The 17,547-nt window shown below is 42.0% G+C and carries 10 protein-coding genes; 1 reads left to right on the forward strand and 9 read right to left on the reverse strand.

Annotated features, from left to right (window positions below; translation table 11 throughout):
* Nucleotides 1–24: 24 nt before the first annotated feature.
* From ABE099_RS18460 to rlmH, 6 genes are all read right to left on the reverse strand, one after another.
* Nucleotides 25–804: a class B sortase gene (locus tag ABE099_RS18460; RefSeq protein ID WP_430032687.1), complete on the reverse strand. Its 780-nt coding sequence runs from the start codon at nt 802–804 to the stop codon at nt 25–27.
* 19 nt (nt 805–823) lie between these two features.
* Nucleotides 824–6,952: a DUF7601 domain-containing protein gene (locus ABE099_RS18465; protein WP_430032689.1), complete on the reverse strand. Its 6,129-nt coding sequence runs from the start codon at nt 6,950–6,952 to the stop codon at nt 824–826.
* 675 nt (nt 6,953–7,627) lie between these two features.
* On the reverse strand, nt 7,628–7,771 hold the full coding sequence (locus ABE099_RS18470; RefSeq protein WP_430032691.1) for a hypothetical protein: 144 nt from the start codon (nt 7,769–7,771) through the stop codon (nt 7,628–7,630).
* A 627-nt stretch (nt 7,772–8,398) separates the two neighbouring features.
* The gene (locus ABE099_RS18475; protein ID WP_430032693.1) at nt 8,399–10,882 is read right to left on the reverse strand and encodes a S8 family peptidase; all 2,484 of its coding nucleotides are present in this window, start codon (nt 10,880–10,882) and stop codon (nt 8,399–8,401) included.
* A gap of 13 nt (nt 10,883–10,895) precedes the next feature.
* On the reverse strand, nt 10,896–11,852 hold the full coding sequence (locus tag ABE099_RS18480) for an AAA family ATPase (RefSeq protein WP_430032696.1): 957 nt from the start codon (nt 11,850–11,852) through the stop codon (nt 10,896–10,898).
* Nucleotides 11,853–12,120: 268 nt separating this feature from the next.
* On the reverse strand, nt 12,121–12,600 hold the full coding sequence (gene rlmH, locus ABE099_RS18485) for a 23S rRNA (pseudouridine(1915)-N(3))-methyltransferase RlmH (RefSeq protein ID WP_430032698.1): 480 nt from the start codon (nt 12,598–12,600) through the stop codon (nt 12,121–12,123).
* Between the two features lie 254 nt (nt 12,601–12,854).
* Between rlmH and ABE099_RS18490 the strand changes: the two genes are divergently transcribed.
* Nucleotides 12,855–14,174, forward strand: coding sequence for an MFS transporter (locus ABE099_RS18490; RefSeq protein WP_430032700.1), 1,320 nt, complete (start codon nt 12,855–12,857; stop codon nt 14,172–14,174).
* Nucleotides 14,175–14,302: 128 nt separating this feature from the next.
* On the opposite strand, the gene ABE099_RS18495 is transcribed toward ABE099_RS18490, so the two are convergent.
* From ABE099_RS18495 to ABE099_RS18505, 3 genes are all read right to left on the reverse strand, one after another.
* Nucleotides 14,303–15,244, reverse strand: a complete 942-nt coding sequence (locus ABE099_RS18495; RefSeq protein WP_430032702.1) for an SMI1/KNR4 family protein — start codon at nt 15,242–15,244, stop codon at nt 14,303–14,305.
* A 393-nt stretch (nt 15,245–15,637) separates the two neighbouring features.
* Complete coding sequence (locus ABE099_RS18500) at nt 15,638–15,805, reverse strand: CxxH/CxxC protein (RefSeq protein ID WP_210089896.1); 168 nt, start codon at nt 15,803–15,805, stop codon at nt 15,638–15,640.
* Nucleotides 15,806–15,954: 149 nt separating this feature from the next.
* Nucleotides 15,955–17,205 carry a S1C family serine protease gene (locus tag ABE099_RS18505; RefSeq protein WP_430032816.1) on the reverse strand — a complete coding sequence of 417 codons (1,251 nt, stop codon included), beginning with the start codon at nt 17,203–17,205 and terminating at the stop codon, nt 15,955–15,957.
* Between the last annotated feature and the right edge of the window lie 342 nt (nt 17,206–17,547).

Raw genomic sequence — 17,547 nt, forward strand, 5'->3', positions numbered from 1 at the left:
GCTTCACTCTATATTTCAACATCGTCATGAACGCTTTCGAGCAACCACCGCTAATCGGCCGTTTTCGGTCGAGTACTCGCAGGTAGACAGTACAACTAGCTTGTCGCCATATTGGGCATTTACGCCCGTGTCATAAAGAGCGAGTTTTTTGATGTTCTGAACATATGAATCGAACTCGGCAGGCGTATTTACATTGTCAATCTGGTAGTATTTAAAAACGTCGTCCGATTTGCGATAAACTTGTGACAGAATAACGGCAACAATTTCATACTCTTCCTTTTCGTAAAATGTACTGAACTGGAACGTAGCATGCTCTTTATAGAAGCTTTCGTTCTTGTACTTCATTAGATCTTTAAACATCCAGCCGCTTTTCATATGGTGTCCATGAATCAGCAAAATGTCCGAATCGTTAACCCGGCTATGCTCATCCAAAAAAGGGAGTCCGCCTTTATTCTCCTTTTTATCGAAATCATGATTGAGATAGTACTCCGCATCCTCTGGATTCTGCATGACTGGGTACTCAATTCGGGTCCCATCCATCTTCAGCCAGCCGACGATGTCCGGGTTCCTCTCGTAAAGTGCTCGAAATTCAGAAAGCATGACCTGTTCATTCGCCTTATTGAACAAAAGGGAGGGGAATGCATCCCCTCCGCCTTTGCCTGACCCTTCCTCCCAAACCTTAGTCAATTGTTCGATTTTCTGTTTCTCGGCATAATCCCCTAGAAAAGTTCTTGCTATATTAACGAGGGAAAATACCAATACAAGGGAGGAAATGGCGATAAGAATCTTTTTAGTTTTGCTCATTTTCTTACCGCCTTTCCGATCATTGGATGTGCTTTTTCTTCTTGTTGCCGATTAGACAGAACCCGATCGTCGCCAAGGACATCAGTGCCAACATCATATAAAAGAATGGTGATGCACTGTTGTCTCCGGTTTGCGGAGCATCGTCCAAATCGTTATTTCCATTGCCCACACCCTTATCGGCTAAGTCACCGACATTACCAATTCCGTTACCAGCCTTATCAGCCACATCGTCGATGTTGTTAGTCCCATTGTTGACGTTGCCAGGCTGGTCAGGAACAGGGCTGACAGGGCCTGGATTTACTGGCTCTGGTCCAGGGTTGACAGAACCTGGATTCACTGGTCCTGGTTCAGGGTTAACAGGGCCTGGATTCACTGGTCCTGGTCCAGGGTTAACAGGGCCTGGTGCACCGCCGCTGTTTAACGGCTTCATCGGCACATCATATTTCACAATGTCGAAGTCAACAAAAATCGTATCACTTCTGTGCGTCTCGTATCCATCCTTCGTTACGATCAAATAATAATCGGCTTCAGGAAACACCATGTATGCATAGAATCCATTAGCGTCGCTATCCTGCTCAGGACTCTTGTTGTCATGCGGCGCAAAATTCGGAACCGGAGGAAGCGTTACTTTCGTATTTGGAGTGCGGCCTTTATCTCTATTGCGCTGCGTATCCGCATAATACAATGTAACTTTGGCTCCTTCAATTTTTTTGCCAGTGGTTGCATTTCCTGTCGTTTCATCATATACAGTACCGTAAGGGTCGACCAATGCTTCAGAAATATTTAGTTCTCCGTTAGCATTCACGTTCAGTTTCGTCACGTTTAAGAGCAGTTCCTCACCGGTCTCAGCTTGGTAGCGAACTTCCATGGTATACTGCTGCTCGCTTAGCCCTTCCACGGAGAAGGCTCCGTTCGAAGCCATCGGAAACGCCTTAGGATGACCGTTCTCCTGAATATAGTTGCCGTCCTTGTCTTTCAAATAGATAGACATCTTGCTGGTAAAGACATTATTGAATAGCTCTTTCGTTCCATTCAACTGCTTGAACAAAACGATCCCTACCGCCGTAATGTCCGCTGGAACGGTCTCGTTCGTCACGCCGTTGTTCACATTTCCTTTTTGGGTGAACTTGACAGGGACATCCTTCCCACCAACGTGATACAACTTCGTATATGTGATCGTATAGTTCGTATCCGCTGCGGCCAGAACCGAATATTCACCATTTTCGTTCGTCCAAATCGTTTGCTGCTCGTTGGTCTTCTTGTTCGTTACGATGATTTCCGCGTTCGGGATGATTTCTCCTGTGTTGTTGTCACGCAGCACGCCTTCCAGAACTGGAAGCTGACGGGTATTGACAAAGTGTGCTTCAGCCGCGCTTTTCGCTGGAATGGAACCCATGTGAACGAAAAGTTCAGGATCTGTCACATAGCCGTCTTCCGAATAATCATCTTGAGTCACCTTGTACTCGAGATACGTTGGAAGTCCTTGCATAACGATCGTCTGGCTATCAGTAAGCTCGAAGGTATCTCCGCTCTTAATTTTACCCTTGGTGCCGTCCGACTTTACATAGTCATAGGATTCATCGGCTCCCTCTCCTGTGAAGGCAACGATGTAATTGAATACCTTCGTTTTGTCACCGCCATTACCTTTAACCGCGTTACTGATGAGCAGTCCGCCCTTCAAGACTCGCGTATTCGTAAACGGGGCATCTTCATCAGTGCCTTTCATAACTCCAGTATGGTTCTGTTCCTGAGGAGTAGTCACGTACTCATCCGCCGTGTAGTTTTTCTGGGTAACCGTGTATTTCAGATTGTTCGGCAGTCCCACAATTTTCAGTGTTTCTCCACTCTTGAGGGTGAAGGATTCGCCAGACTTGATCGTGCCTGGTGTACTTGTCTTGTCATCCGACTTCGTATACGCATAGCTTCCATCCTTGCCTGTATCCTCAAAGTTGACGGTGTACTCGAATTCCTTCGTTTTGTCACCGCCATTACCCATGACCGTATTGCTCACGTTCAGATTATAAACGTATCGTTTGTTGACAAAATCTGCTTTGTGATCGCCTTTGTTTATGATTTTGCCTGACAGCTCTCTCGTCCCAGGCTCAGTCGTATAACCGTCAACGGTCGTATAATCGCCTTCCGTTACTTTATAATCCATACCCGCAGGCAATGCCTGCAACGTCGCAGTTTGTCCGTTCTTGAGGGTAATCTTGTCTCCGTTCTTAATCGTACCAAACGTATTATCTGACTTCTTAAAGGTGTACTCTCCGTCCTTGCCATCGCCAACGAAGGTCACGGTGTACTCAAACTCTTTGTTCAAATTACTTCCGTTGCCTTCCACCTTATTAGAAATAGTCAACTTGCCTTGGGTCGGCGTAGGCACGATCAGCGGACTATCAAAGGTTACTTTCACGCCATCTACCCAGATGGGCTTCCCAGGCGTATTCCCCACATATACTTGATAAACTCTTGTCGTTGGCAACCAAGTATTTGTGTCAATGTAAGTTTCCTTCAGCTCATAATAGCCTGGGTCTGGGAAAAGCAGATTAAGTTTTCCTCCGCTATCGGTAGTTCCTTGGGCGATTTGAGTTCCGTCGCTCTTCTTATAGAGTGTAAACTCTACGTCTTTCAGCGGATTTCCATCGGGATCTACCTTTTTCAGGGGCAGCAAAGCATTGGTACTTGAACTGCCGGCCACGTCTGTACTGTCCAGCGTACTTTCGCTTCTGGCACTGACAGATTTCAGATTGTCATCGCCCTCCAGCTTCACCTCATTGCCCATTTTGTCCCCAGCTTTCACTTTAGACGGATCAACTTCTGTCTGATACACAAACTGATAAAACTTATTAGGGTCTTTCATTTTGAATTTTAGAACTGTGGTGCCTTCTGTGCCTGGTGCAACTTCTACCTGCACTTCAGCATTCGGGTCGCTTAAGTCCAGTGCTGCACCCTCATGTTCCAGAGTACCGCTGGCAGTCAGTTTTGCAGGATAGACCGCCATACTCGGCGCTGTCAGCACAAGCTTTCCGTTTCCTTCATAACGCAGATTCATCCCTGCACCTAAAGTATCCTGCAAATAAACATCTTGCTTCATGTTAAATGGAGGGGTATAGTTCACCGTCCATTCAAGTACCCCTGGAACTGGCTTTGTTACCAACTTGGCCAAGGTCTGAATGGGCACGATAATTTTACGCTGTTCAGTAAGAACCTTCTCTACTCCCCCCCATGTCATATGAAGGTCGGCTTTGTTATACAGCTCCTGTTTGTCTGTGCCATTGGTCGTGTATTCGTCCAAATACTTCGCCAAAGCTTCATTCGAAGGTCTTGCCTTTACCAAGATGACATAAGGGCCTTCCAATTTAGAGAAGGTGAAGGTGCCTTCGCTGCCACTATGGGAGAAGTTTACGACATGAGCAGGGTCGTTTGGCTCGATGATTGAAACAGCGTTGTTTCGAAACCCATATCCAGTGCCGCTGCCATTATCCGAATAACCTTTCCAAAGCTCAAAATCCTTCTCCGCGGAAAACGGAATGAACTCCCATCCCTCTGGCAAGGTATCTACCAGCTTCACATCGGTTATGACCCGGCTTCCACCGCTTTTCGCCATTTCAACCGTATTGTAGCCCGGCATATTAACGCTTAGTCTGAAGGTGACCGTCTTGGTTGTCCGGTCATAACCAGCCAAGGTGTATTCGTCAAAGCTTGATGAACCATCATAACCGATATAACGGTTAACATTGTTCGGGGTATACCATGTGTCAGCCTTCCCATCCCTCTTAATAGGATAGGATGCCGTAAGCATATCCTTGTTCAGCATACGCAAATGAAGATTGGCGTAGTTTTCCGCTTTTTTTATAGCTCCGCCGTCAAATAGCAAAGCCCGATTCCAACGTGCTTTCTCTGTGTTCGTATCCTGTCTAAAGAGGATATCTGGGTTGGTCTCAAGTGCACGGAAGCTGAAGGATGAAGCTTGGTCGGTGTATCCCGTCACCTTGATTAAATCTGCCACCACTTCTCCGTCCACCGTCAAAGGAATGGCTTTCATGGTTAAGCTGGTTGCATTGGTTACGCTCTTCAAGGTTCCCAAATGATACTGCTTCCACAGCTGAGAAGTATTAACATTGGCTTTGATTTTTGCAATCGTTTCTGGGCTAACCTCGCCGGTTGTATCTACTGCATTATCCAAGACGTTCAAATCTCCGCCATGCACCAGCACGTCATATACCACCGCATCTGGCAGGGCATACTGTGGCGCTAGATTAACAGTCCATGTGATGGCACCGAGGTTATAATCCTCCATCGAAACAGATCCACTTTTTGTAAAAGTATGCGCACCGATCGTCACGATTGCCTCGTCAGTTACTGAGACAGGTCTTAAACCAGTTGTCGCATCATTGTTCTGAATACCGTCCGGTGTATCCAAATTCCAGTTGGCACGCGGGTCAATTCTAAAGTTAGAACCACTTGTTACCTTGCTCTTAATTACCAGTTCCACTCTACCGTTAATATTCCCAAATGAATAAATGCTGTTGGCATCCGGTGTAATCGGTTGTAACTCAGATGCAACACCATCCTCCCACGTCTGCCATTCAGCTGATGAGAAGTCGAGCCCAGCAGGTAATACATTTGTGATGGTAAAGTCCTTTAACCCTTTTTTGTTATACTGGTTAACAGTGATTTTCCATATGATTGTTTCATTAGAATTGTCATACGAGGCGCTGGCTTGAATCCAGTCGGGAGCAAAAACAATTTCCAGATTTCTATTCCCAAGTACAACATTGCCATCCTTCAGCTCCACTTTGCCGTTCATGTTCACAGCACGACCAGGATCGCCCGCAGGACTCCGATACTCGTAATAGTAGCCTCCCTTTGGAATCCAGGTTTTATATTCGACCTTCGGATCTATACCCGTTCCCTTCGGGAAGACATAGCTTAGAGCGCCATTGGCATCAATGGTTGGTTCTACCAGCTCATCATTTACTTTGAATGAACCTGGCATATAGATACCACTGACTCGATACGTAGATGAAGGGGAATCCATATTATAGGAAGCAGGGTTCGTATAAAATGTCTTCCCATCCAAAGGTAGTTTAATTTTATTATCAAATTGATCGAAGGCAGATACAGTAGACTGCCAAGTAATCGCTCCCGCTACAAAGAAATCGGGATTAATTATACGATAAGCCCAGGAACTACTTCTCATTCCCGGTGAGGTCAACGTGAGATTGTATTTCGCTGTAACATCTGGGTTCTTTAGCTGATATTCTCCCCCGAAAATCGAGATAGGCTTTGTATCGCCATATTCTATGCCAGTCAAATCCGAATTGGCAGTGGTATCAAAGCTAAAGGTAACGTTTACTCCAATGCCATTGAAAAACGTATCATCGCCATTAAATACAATTTTGATGCTATTCTGAGTAAAATAGGCGGTGCCAAGTTGTTTCAAACCATAGTCAGTTGTTGCCATCAAGTTTTTGGTAACTGGAGGCAGTACTACTTCCTTGAAATAGTCTTCTCTCTTCAGCTCAATCCAGTCACCCTTTTGGATGTATTTGCTTGGATCTGCATTGGTTGGATTTGGGTCATCACCATTTACTGGTACCTTGAGACCTTCTGATATGAGAGTAAATGCCTGCCGGCCCTGAATAGTTCCGCCTGGGGCAATGTCAGTTCCCTGCGTCACCTTTAGCGGAAAGATTGCATTCGCTTCCATAAACACCGCTGTTTTGTCCGTCGGGCCTGCCGCCATCAGAGTGAAATTTTTGGGCGCTTTATCATTCTTCTCCTCAGGTGCTGACAGCGATTCTTCCAAGCTCGGCGAATCAGATTCACTGACTGCTTCCGTTTCGGAATCAGTTGGTGCACTCTCCTCATTTGCGCCAGCGGATTCACTGTCTGCTTCCATTCCAGAGTCATTTGGTGCGCTCTCCTCATCTGCGCCAGCAGATTCACTGTTTGCTTCCGTTCCCGAATCATTTGGCGCACTCTCTGCATATGTACCAGTAGATTCACTGACTGCTTCCGTTCCGGAATCATTTGGCGCACTCTGCGCATATGCACCAGCAGAGAACGTCACTGTCTGCAAGACAAACAAAATTGCCATAAATAAAGACAGCAACGGTTTACCTATACTACGTTTTTGTTTCAATACCGAAACCTCCCCATCCTCTAAATCTCTAAAACATATTTTGGTGACAGCAAGATCATCTGCCCGATATAACGGCTCATGCAAAAAAACATATGCTATTTTGCCTAGGTCCAGCGATCCTTTCCATCATCGAAATCTTAAAGAGTTCGTACAAACGGATGAATGCCAGGGTATGCAGGCCGTTGACCTTGCGTTATTATTTTTTCCCCCTTTCCTTCGGCCACCATCGCCACGTACATACTGTAGCGGGAAATATGTCCAATTTACAAAGCGTTCCCTTCTATCATATTAGAAGGATCTATACAAAAAATAGACAATACTCGACAATAAAGCGCGAAATTCTGTGCAAAACCTCATAGACAGATCAGATAATCCGATCTAAAGCAAGGGGGCTGAAATTTAAATTCCTTAAACTTGTCTATTCACCAGACGGTTCATCCTTTTTACAAGCACAACGAATCATTAAAAAAGTATTAAAGAGCTACAAGTTTTTTATAAAAACAGACAAAAAAATAGGGATTATAAAAGCGTGGCATTATTTCATTTGGTGAATAAAAAAATGGCCCTCAGTTACAAGACCATTTTTTAGAATGCGTTTATTTTATTTGTAATTACGTTATCCAGAAACTGAACTGCATAGAAACTGATTTCTCCCGATCCTCTCAGACTCCAGGGTTATCCAAAATCAACATCAAGCGGGACTTTCGGATTTCCTTCCCCCAGACGACCCGATTCCGCTGCTTGGATTTTCACAAATTGCACAATGTCTATACCATTGGGTGCTTGTTCTTCAAGTAAGATTACACAGGGATGATCCATTTCTTTGTCATGCAGCTCTTTCCTTTCACACACAATGAAGATATTATGCCAATACAAAAACTTGCTCTTATTTATGATACGGTACCATTGACGTGATGACCGACCTCTCGTATAAAATTTAATTACCTGCCAAAAACAAAGGAACATGTTGTGGTACAGTACAAAACTTCTATTAAAAACGAAAAAAAGCACTCAGAAACACAATTATGTGTTCTCAAGTGCTATAAGGTATCTAAGTAGTTGAAGTTTTTAAGTTGCTTTAGCGTCTGCTAAGCAATTAGATTACTGCATAAACGTCGATATCCGTGAATCCTAACGTTTAAACTTTCTCTCTTAGTGTCTAAGACTGTTTCAACAGGGCATCTGTGTTTATTCCCCATTGTAAGTTTAACCGGGTGCAAAACCAAAGGCTTACCTACATAAACTAATCATAAAACCAAAGTCACGGCGCACCTCTTTTCTAAAGCGGCAAGTTCATTTTTCTTTTTAACCAGTTTTTCGAACCATTCTTTGTCGGCAATTGCTAATGCCTGATTTATTAATAAATCATATCGGAGGATTGCATTTTTTTAGGAATCTCCATTTACTTACCTCTTTGGATATTGATTGGCAATAACTAAACATGAATTAGATTTTATTTATAATTTCAGTTCTATTCATAAGTTCTATTTGCGTTGAGATAGGCGTATACAAATCGATATTTTGATCAGGTGTTTGTAGCGACACTATTAATGAGTACCTGATCTTTTTATCCCAACGTCCTAACCAATTCCTTTCTCTCCACCAACCTACTGCTGGATAGATACCTATTAAATTACTAGAGGCTAATTCTGCAGCAGTCCCGCTCCAGACGTCAGAATGAATTGACCCCAAGTGCCTAGTATGAGGACCAATTAACCAATTGGCCCCGCCAACCCCCTCTAAACTATCATCTTCGGACTCAACTGCGGCATTAACCCTTCTTAGAAAAGCATCTCTTGAGTCTAAACCATTTACGTCAAATCTTAACGCACAAGAAGCATACCTGTATCTATCTTTCCATCCTACTTCACCTGGACCTGGTTCAATAAAATAAGATAGGGTGACTCTCATTGAAACTTCTGTTTCCCCCAACTTTAAAAGAATATCCTTCGGCCATGGAATCTCGTGAATGTGCATATCCTTTGTCACATACCTATTATCAATCTTAGTATAAGGCTGCAATTCGGATTGAATGACCATATTCACACTATTTTTCGCACACCACAACGCTCGTTCCAAATCCGGAACGCCATAACCACATATCCTTAATAACTCTTTTATATCGCCTTTCTTTGTTCCACCTAAAAACTGTTCTTTCATTGTTTCAGTCCATTCAGCTGAATGCACTAATAACGCTCGAATTGTCTCTGGCCAAGCATTAGGATACTGAGCTTGTATTTGTCCTGCCATCCATGAAGCAGATCCTGTTGCCGCACTAGTAGCCCAAATTGTATCGAACTGCCTGTTCAATGGTTTGTGGAACGTGGTAAGGATTGAGAGTTCCTCGCTTTGAAAACACCCATACTCCTCCTTCAAGAGATTTCCACCTTCGAGAACGATCTCTGGTTTTATTGGCCATTTGTTGTCCCAAGTATACGAGGTAGAGCTATATGGAGATAAACCTCCAGTTGGTGCAACAGTCTTATGAGTCATATATTTACCCTTATCAAGTAACACTTTCTCTGTATATGCCCCTACCGTTAAAGCATTCCATGATTGAGCGGGATTTTGTACTGGACGCAGCTTATTACTAGTAGGATACTGCTTCCAATCATCTGAATCAACCAAGTTTCCCGCGGAAACTACGAATAATTTCCTTTGATCATCTAAAACACCAGCAGTCAGTTCATCTATAGCCGCAGACCAAGATGACGGACTTCCGTCACCTTTAGTATATTTGGGTGCAGTAATAGCCATGCAAATGATTCTTTTTCTTTCCGGGTTATTGATTATTGCTCGACTTATTGACTGAGTTGTTATTGCTCCATACAATTGGGGATCGTTCTCTCCGTTGGGTGGTAGTATTTTGATTGATTCTAGTTTATGTACTAGATCAACACCTTGTTTTCCCTCCAAGAGAGCTTGTAGATCACCATATGCCACCAGCCCAGACATAGCCGTCCCATGCCCTGTATCATCCGATGTTCCCCATTCAGTATTATAACTATAGCAATCCTCATCATTAAGTAGTGGTTTTAATAACATATGATCATTGGTAACACCTGTATCAAGAATACATACACTGACAAGTGAACTCTCATCTACAGTGACCCTGTCTAGCAACTCTCTTGCCCAATCCGTTTGTTCTTTGTTCTCTAAATCAACAAAGAAGCTCGTTAGTTCTGCTGCTCTTCTTATTTCGGCAATATGAGGACTTGATGCTATTAATTCTTCAAGTTGTGACCTATTGGTGAAAGCCAATACAACTGTTCGTTCAGGAAAGTGTAATGTCTCATCCTGCAAAGGTATATTTAGACTTGCTGAAAGAATTCTAAACTCCTTTTCAATTTCAACATCATCACTGTTTAACCAAACCTCACACCATTTAGGGTCTTCTTGTGGTATCCACATTGTATCGGTAGCTGACCAGAACGATTCAAGGACAGCTAAACGAATATTCCCTATATTTGCAATTAAATTTTCGTGTTTAGGATTTCCGCCTTTTGTGAGTTTTTTGTCATCAGAATATTCCTCGATCCTTTTCAAAAAATAGTGCTCTTTTCCTTTAGGAATAAACACCGTAGCCTTTCTTACAGGTTTATCTCCCTCCTTCTCCAATCTCACATTCATTAACCTTATACCTGATCTACGATTTTCTAGACTTTTTGTGGCAAGTTCATATTCTGGAGCACTATAAAATTCGAGATATACACCGTTTTTTGTCGGTAATGATACAGCAGTTCTCTTATCTTTTAGTAGTTGCGCTTCATTCCAAGCACTCTCAAGTTGTTTTGATATTCTTAAACTATGAATTTTTCGATCTTCTATTGGTACTATTTTAGAGTTACCGCCACCTTGATTTTTGGAAGTATACGGATACGATGACGCCCTATCATTTAAGAAAAAGTTTACTCGGCTATTACCGCTCATTCACTTATTCACCTCATGTATATGCATCTTTTCTTTCTTGAAGCATTTGTACCAAGTGCTCTGTTTCTACAAAAGATTTATCGCTTAAAATTGTTTCCTTTATGGAATCATCACAGGCTTTAGATATCTCAGCCTGACTAAGTGTTATTGCTTCACTTACAACTCTGTTTAAATCTAGCTTCTCGGAGGAAAACTCTGCTAATCTATTCATTATAAGTCGTAATATTTGTCCATCATCAGGCAGCTTATAATGTAATACATCATCAAACCTTCGAAATAAGGCCTGATCCAGCATCTTTGGGTTATTTGTAGCAGCTATAATTAAACTGGACGAATTATCTTGCTCAATAAATTGAAGGAAAGAATTAAGAACTCTTCTCATTTCGCCAACATCGTTATCCATACTTCTTTCAGTTCCAATAGCATCAAACTCATCAAAAAGATATACACCTTGTATTTCTCTAATCGTATCGAATATTTGGCGAAGTTTTACACTTGTTTCTCCCATAAACTTAGTAATTAATTTATCAACCATTATAGTACAAAATGGTAAATTAAGTTCCCCAGCTAACACCGATGCAGTTAGAGTTTTACCGGTCCCTGGTGGACCTGCTATCAGTAATTTACGTCTGTTAGTTAAGCCATGCTTTTTTAACTTTTCTCGATTAATACGCTCCTTAATTATACGTTCTATTCGATTTCTAATTTCGTCAGCTACAACCAAATCCGTAAGTCTGCTGTCAACTACATCGGACAATATCATGTCACTTAAATCTTTGTTGAAAGGAATAATCTTAGAAGAATTAGCCTTTTTAGATTTATCAACAATATCTCGAATGTCTCGAGCAAATGCTTTGTGCCCTTTTTGGGCTTCGTAAGCTGCTACCTGTAATACAATTGTCTTGAAACGCTCATCATCTTGGTCAAAATGTGACTGGATAAGTAGCTTTATTTGATCAGCTGTAGCCATAAAGTCTCACCCTTTTCTAATTTAATTATATCCTAATTATTCCCTTTTGGGAAAATATACTTATAAAATAAAAAATCTATAATAAAAAAGACCTGTTTTCATATTTGAATTATCCCTAGAATTAAGCTCACTATAGAATATCTATTATTAAATAATGTCATAACTACATTCGTTAAATATACACTAATCCCTTTTCCATCTCACTACTGATTTATTTGTTCGATTTATGGACTGCTTAATACAATTTCACGTCTTATTTCCTTTACTATCACTTATGATACGGTTCCCCCCGATTTATCTTCACAGCGCGATAAATCTGCTCCACCAGCACCAGCCGCATCAGCTGGTGCGGCAACGTCATGCGCCCAAAGCTCATCCGCCTTTGGGCGCGTGCAAGCACCTGATCGGCGAGCCCATGGCTGCCGCCGATCACAAACACGACATGGCTTGTCCCATAGGTGCCAAGCCTGTCGATCTCATCGGCAAGCTCTTCCGAGCTGTAAAGCTTGCCGTCAATCGCGAGCGCAATCACATGCGCTTCGCCCTTAATATGCGCGAGGATGCGTTCGCCCTCGTGCTCCTTCACCTGCTCGACCTCCGCTTCGCTTAGCGTGTCGGGCGCCTTCTCATCCGCAACCTCAATCATTTGAAATTTGAGGTACGGCGTTAACCGCTTGGCATACTCCGCAATCCCTTGCACGAGATATTTCTCCTTCAGTTTGCCGACGCCAATGATTTGAATAAACATATTGCTCCTCCGATTCTATATGTAACACTACATAATCCATTTCAAGTATACCTTGACCTGTATGCAATGAACTTTTTCACTATTAATTTTAGTTTTCCTCATACTATATTTTTTTAAAGTCTTATTTCTTGTAATTTAGAATATCTTAATTCATCATCTCTCTTATCAAACCTAACAGCTTCCGCTATTCTTATCCTAATTTGATCCATTTTATCATTAATTAACACTTATTTAGAAACGGAGACCAGCACGTTATGAAATCACGGATTTTAACCCGTCCCTTCTATTTCCTATGGACAACCCAGACAGCGGCAAATGCCGCCGATGTATTATATATTATGGCGTTGACGGTACTCGTTCTAGACCAGACAAATTCGCTTGTATCTGCAGCCCTAATGCCGTTAATGCGCAGCTTTGCTCAGATGGTAAGTGGCTTTATTGCACCATTGCTTATCCATCGCTACAAGCTATCTTCACTTTTGCTAATCTCACAAAGTGGGCAATTTATTTTATTTGTGCTTTTATCTCTTTACATACAACTGAACGGAGCCAATGCTTCGCTTATGATCGTTTTTGGCCTTGTTTTCTTCATGTCCTTCCTCGATGGCTGGACTACTCCTTCTCGGAATGCCCTTGTACCACGACTCATCACTCAGGAGCAAGGACTACTCAAGGCAAATAGCCTTATCAGCGTCAGCGATCAGGTTGTACAGTTTGCAGGCTGGGGATTAAGTGGTCTAGTCATCGCTTTTATAGGGCCTAGTTCAACACTACTGCTAACTGCTATCATCTACGGACTAGCGGCTGTATTTTCGTTTGGCATCAAGGAACCATCAGCGATCCCAGCCTTGATCGCACCAAAGACGGAAGAAACAGAGCCTACGTCTACATCTATACCTACATCTATACCTGAATCTACACCTGATTCAAAATGGCATACCCTGACAGAGGGCTGGAAAATGATTTGGCGAACTCCCCGTCTGCGAATTTTAACATTCATGGACATCATTGACATGCTAGGCGGCTCGGTATGGGTTGGTGCATTCACACTTGCCTTTGTTCAGGTAGCGCTTGGACAAGGCGAAGAATGGTGGGGCTTCATTAATGCCTCCTACTTTGCAGGAACGTTAGGAGGTGGACTATTAGTACTTTCAGCAACACGCTTAATCGGTAATCGTTACCTCGGAGCCATGCTTATCGGTATGGCTGGTTATAGCATACTTACGGTACTTTATGCCTTGAATACACAGCCTTACATCGCACTTGTACTTATCTTGCTAACGGGACCGTTCACAGAATTATCCGTAATTAACCGACGCACCCTGATTCAACGCAGTGTGGGCAAGCTCATGTTACCAAAGGTAATGTCTGCGCAAGCATCCCTATTACACCTGACATTCTGTATTTCGCTCCTTGTCATGGCATGGCTAGCTGAACAATTTGGCATTGTGAACTTGTATCTTCTAGCAGCGATTTTGACATCTGTGGCTTTTATAGTTGGACTGTTTGGTCGTCAGGCATTTGAGGAAAAAGCTCTACCTGACCCTACCACAGCTAACAATTCAGACAATTAGAACATTCTTAAACTGTCGCACCGCTATACTCATTCCATACTCATTGAAGGACAAGCCCTTAAGCTTGTCCTTCCTTTGACTTGTCCTTCTTTTTATTCACTGTATTAAAGTATTACTCCTAATCTCCCTCAATACTCAAACTCATCCTCACTCACTAGTCCCCGAATAAACGACTCGAAATCAGGTGCTAGAAAAGTAATTTCGTAATTTGATTCCTGATCCACATGAATCACCTCTGGTTCTCCATCTTTTCCACAATGACGGTAATCTAACATCACCACATCATGTCCAGCCGAAGGGCAATCACAGATCACAACACCAATATCAGGATATCCCCAATGATCGATCATAAATTGACTTCCTAAGTCACCACAAAGTGAATACATCTTTTCTCGTCCAATTCCCATAATCCCTGTAATCGCAATATGATCCTCTGCCCAATATGATGAAAGTTCGGTTGGAAAACAAGTGTTTAACGGAACACCACCGTTATGCTTCTTCATTAACTCTACATACGAGGCGGGTAGCTTATATCCTAGCTCTTCCTCTACACTTTTAATTAATTCCTCTGTAGGAGGTGCTAACACATAAGCATCTAAAGCGTACTCACTATCGTCCCAGAATTGAGATAAATCCATACCCGCAAATAGAGGTTGCCTATACTCAGCAGCTCTTCGCTCAATCGCTAATTTTCGAATATTCTCGTTATGCTTTGCTCGATCAACAGAAATTTTACTCAATTTGAGAAATTCCTTGGCATCCTCATCCTCTGGATTGCTTTCTAGCACTCTATTAAAGGCGGTAATCGCATTTTGGAACTGAGAGGAATAAAAGTAGGCATACCCTATACGAAAATGCCACAGCGGATCCTTTTCTCCCTCTGCCGCAATTTTCATAAACAAGGAAATTGCCTCTTCATATCTTCCAACATTGTTGTATGCTCGCCCCAAAATTCCAATCAATTCATAGTCCCATAAGGATCGGTCTAAGCCTTCAAGCTCATCAATAATTTCCTCATGCTCATCAGCCTCATGCCACTTTGTAATGCGGTCTTTTAAGGTCTTGTCCATATTTATGCGCCTCCTAAGCTATAGTCGAACCTTATTTATTAATTTACTTATCTGTCTATTTATCCTTATGCCTATTTATAAATCTATTTAACTACTCTTCTATGCTGCATTTTTCTATTCTCTATTGTATCAAAGCTAACACATGAATAAAATATTATCCCCATCTCTACCAGGGATACTGTCATATCCTATTCACCTCGTTTTACTTATAAGAAACAATTGTATAAGGCAACTTTTATAGCGTTATTTTCATTTTATTTCAATAATACAAAAACAAAAAAACGGACTAACTACAGCGGGGTCACCCCCACAGCATTAATCCGTTTTCTCATCCTAACTAACTTAACTAAGCCTTTACGATTTAAATACTTAGCTGTTAAGCCCCATCCTATTTTAAACGACTAGAAACTCCGCTTTCTTATCGCATTCCTGACAAGTAACTGGAGGATCCCAGCTAGCGAACTTCGTTTCCTTCAGGTCCACTACATCAGGTGCTTCCTCATATTCATCCACGAACATATCCAGTGCTAATTCTACATGATCCTTACATACGATAATCATAACCTACCAGCATTCCTTTCCATCTTCAGCAGTTTCACATGATCTAATAACAGGTCGTTGATATCGCAGCTAGCTTAGTCCTAGTAGCCATATAAAGTATGATCACTCTTAATCACTATTAATCACTCTTATACGGTTCTAACATTTCCTTACTGCTGCCCATCCTCTAAGCCCTCTTCAATTTCAGTATCTGAAGGCTTATCCGTTAAGTCTACTTTCGTTTTAAGCTTCTCACCATTACGATAGTAGCTTACCTCCATAATATCACCAACTTGCTTATGATCAAACAAATATTTACGTAATTCTCGTGTCGAATGGATTGGAGTATCGTCAAGAGCAACAATAACATCATTAAGCTGTAGTCCCGCTTTTTTGGCAGGTCCATGCGCTTCTAGCACTAGTGCCCCATCCTTGACATCGTTAGGTAACTTAAGCTCCTTACGCTGATCGCTGGTAAGATCGGAGTAAGGATTATCAAGATCAAGTGTATACACACCAAGGTATGGACGTACCACTTTACCATGTGTCATTAGATCATTAACAACTTCCATCGCCTCATTAACAGGAATCGCAAAACCTAATCCTTCAACCCCTGTATCTGAAATTTTCATTGTATTAATGCCAATTAACGTTCCATTTAAATCAACAAGTGCCCCACCGCTATTCCCCTCATTAATGGCTGCATTCGTCTGGATCATCTCTTGCTCCCAATCATAGATACCATCCTGATTTAGTGATACTGGGATCATCCGATCTGTATAGCTCACAAGCCCAGAGGTTAACGTGCCTCCTAACCCAAGCGGATTGCCAATCGCAATCACAGTTTCCCCTAACTTCACCTTGTTAGAGTCGCCTATCTTAATTACAGATTTAACGCCACTATCCTCAATAGAAAGGACAGCAATATCGCTGATCTGGTCTTGACCTACAACTTTTGCTTGTTTAGACTTACCATTGCTCAATACAACCTCTAATTGGTCAGCAGAAGAAATAACATGATTATTGGTCATAATATACGCCTTGCCATTTTCCTTTTTGAAAATAACACCTGAACCAAGCGCAACCTTTTCGCCCTCATCTGTTAGACCATTATGATTTAATATACTTACAACTGCTGGGCTTACCTGTGCCGCAGTCTGACTAATTCGTTCAAATGGGTCTGTGCTTCCTCCACCAAAAAGGGACCATCCTGAAGCCAATGGAGAGGGCTGGAGACGTGGAAAAACGCTAAAAATCAAAACAGTAGCCATTACGCTAAGAATAGCCGTAATTAAAGATACCTGAAACTTAGAACTTTTTCTTCCTCGATTTCCTCGTGACCACTTTTTTCCCTTATTCGGGTCATCCTTATGTTGCTTTGTTACCTTTGTAGAATAAAAATCATCATCAAACAGTCCCATTTTTATCTCTCCCTCCATCACAAGTCCTTCTCACCTGTGACCATCTCCACACCAAGTATTGCTCTCTAATTTTTGTTCTCTAATCTCTATATCGTCTTTATTACTTTAACGTTACATCCCAAGCATTAGTTGCTCACCAAAATTAACTTTTTTTCTGTAACATCAATCTAAAACATAAAGATACACATAAATTTATAGTCAATATGAAAAATTAGGAATGTTTCAAGCAAAATCAGACTATACTAGACAAGTAAAGAATAGAATAGTAGATTCATTTTACCATAAAAAGGTCATTTTCGAACTGTTTTTTACAAGGGAAATTATGGTTTTTAAAAGGAGAGA

Source organism: Paenibacillus turicensis, from assembly GCF_050461185.1.
GTDB lineage: Bacteria > Bacillota > Bacilli > Paenibacillales > Paenibacillaceae > Fontibacillus > Fontibacillus turicensis_A.

Coding starts and splice junctions, on each gene's coding strand:
- ABE099_RS18460 (WP_430032687.1), bottom strand. CDS start 804: ATGAGCAAAACTAAAAAGATTCTTATCGCCATTTCCTCCCTTGTATTG.
- ABE099_RS18470 (WP_430032691.1), bottom strand. CDS start 7,771: ATGGATCATCCCTGTGTAATCTTACTTGAAGAACAAGCACCCAATGGT.
- ABE099_RS18475 (WP_430032693.1), bottom strand. CDS start 10,882: ATGAGCGGTAATAGCCGAGTAAACTTTTTCTTAAATGATAGGGCGTCA.
- ABE099_RS18480 (WP_430032696.1), bottom strand. CDS start 11,852: ATGGCTACAGCTGATCAAATAAAGCTACTTATCCAGTCACATTTTGAC.
- rlmH (WP_430032698.1), bottom strand. CDS start 12,600: ATGTTTATTCAAATCATTGGCGTCGGCAAACTGAAGGAGAAATATCTC.
- ABE099_RS18490 (WP_430032700.1), top strand. CDS start 12,855: ATGAAATCACGGATTTTAACCCGTCCCTTCTATTTCCTATGGACAACC.
- ABE099_RS18495 (WP_430032702.1), bottom strand. CDS start 15,244: ATGGACAAGACCTTAAAAGACCGCATTACAAAGTGGCATGAGGCTGAT.
- ABE099_RS18500 (WP_210089896.1), bottom strand. CDS start 15,805: ATGATTATCGTATGTAAGGATCATGTAGAATTAGCACTGGATATGTTC.
- ABE099_RS18505 (WP_430032816.1), bottom strand. CDS start 17,205: ATGGGACTGTTTGATGATGATTTTTATTCTACAAAGGTAACAAAGCAA.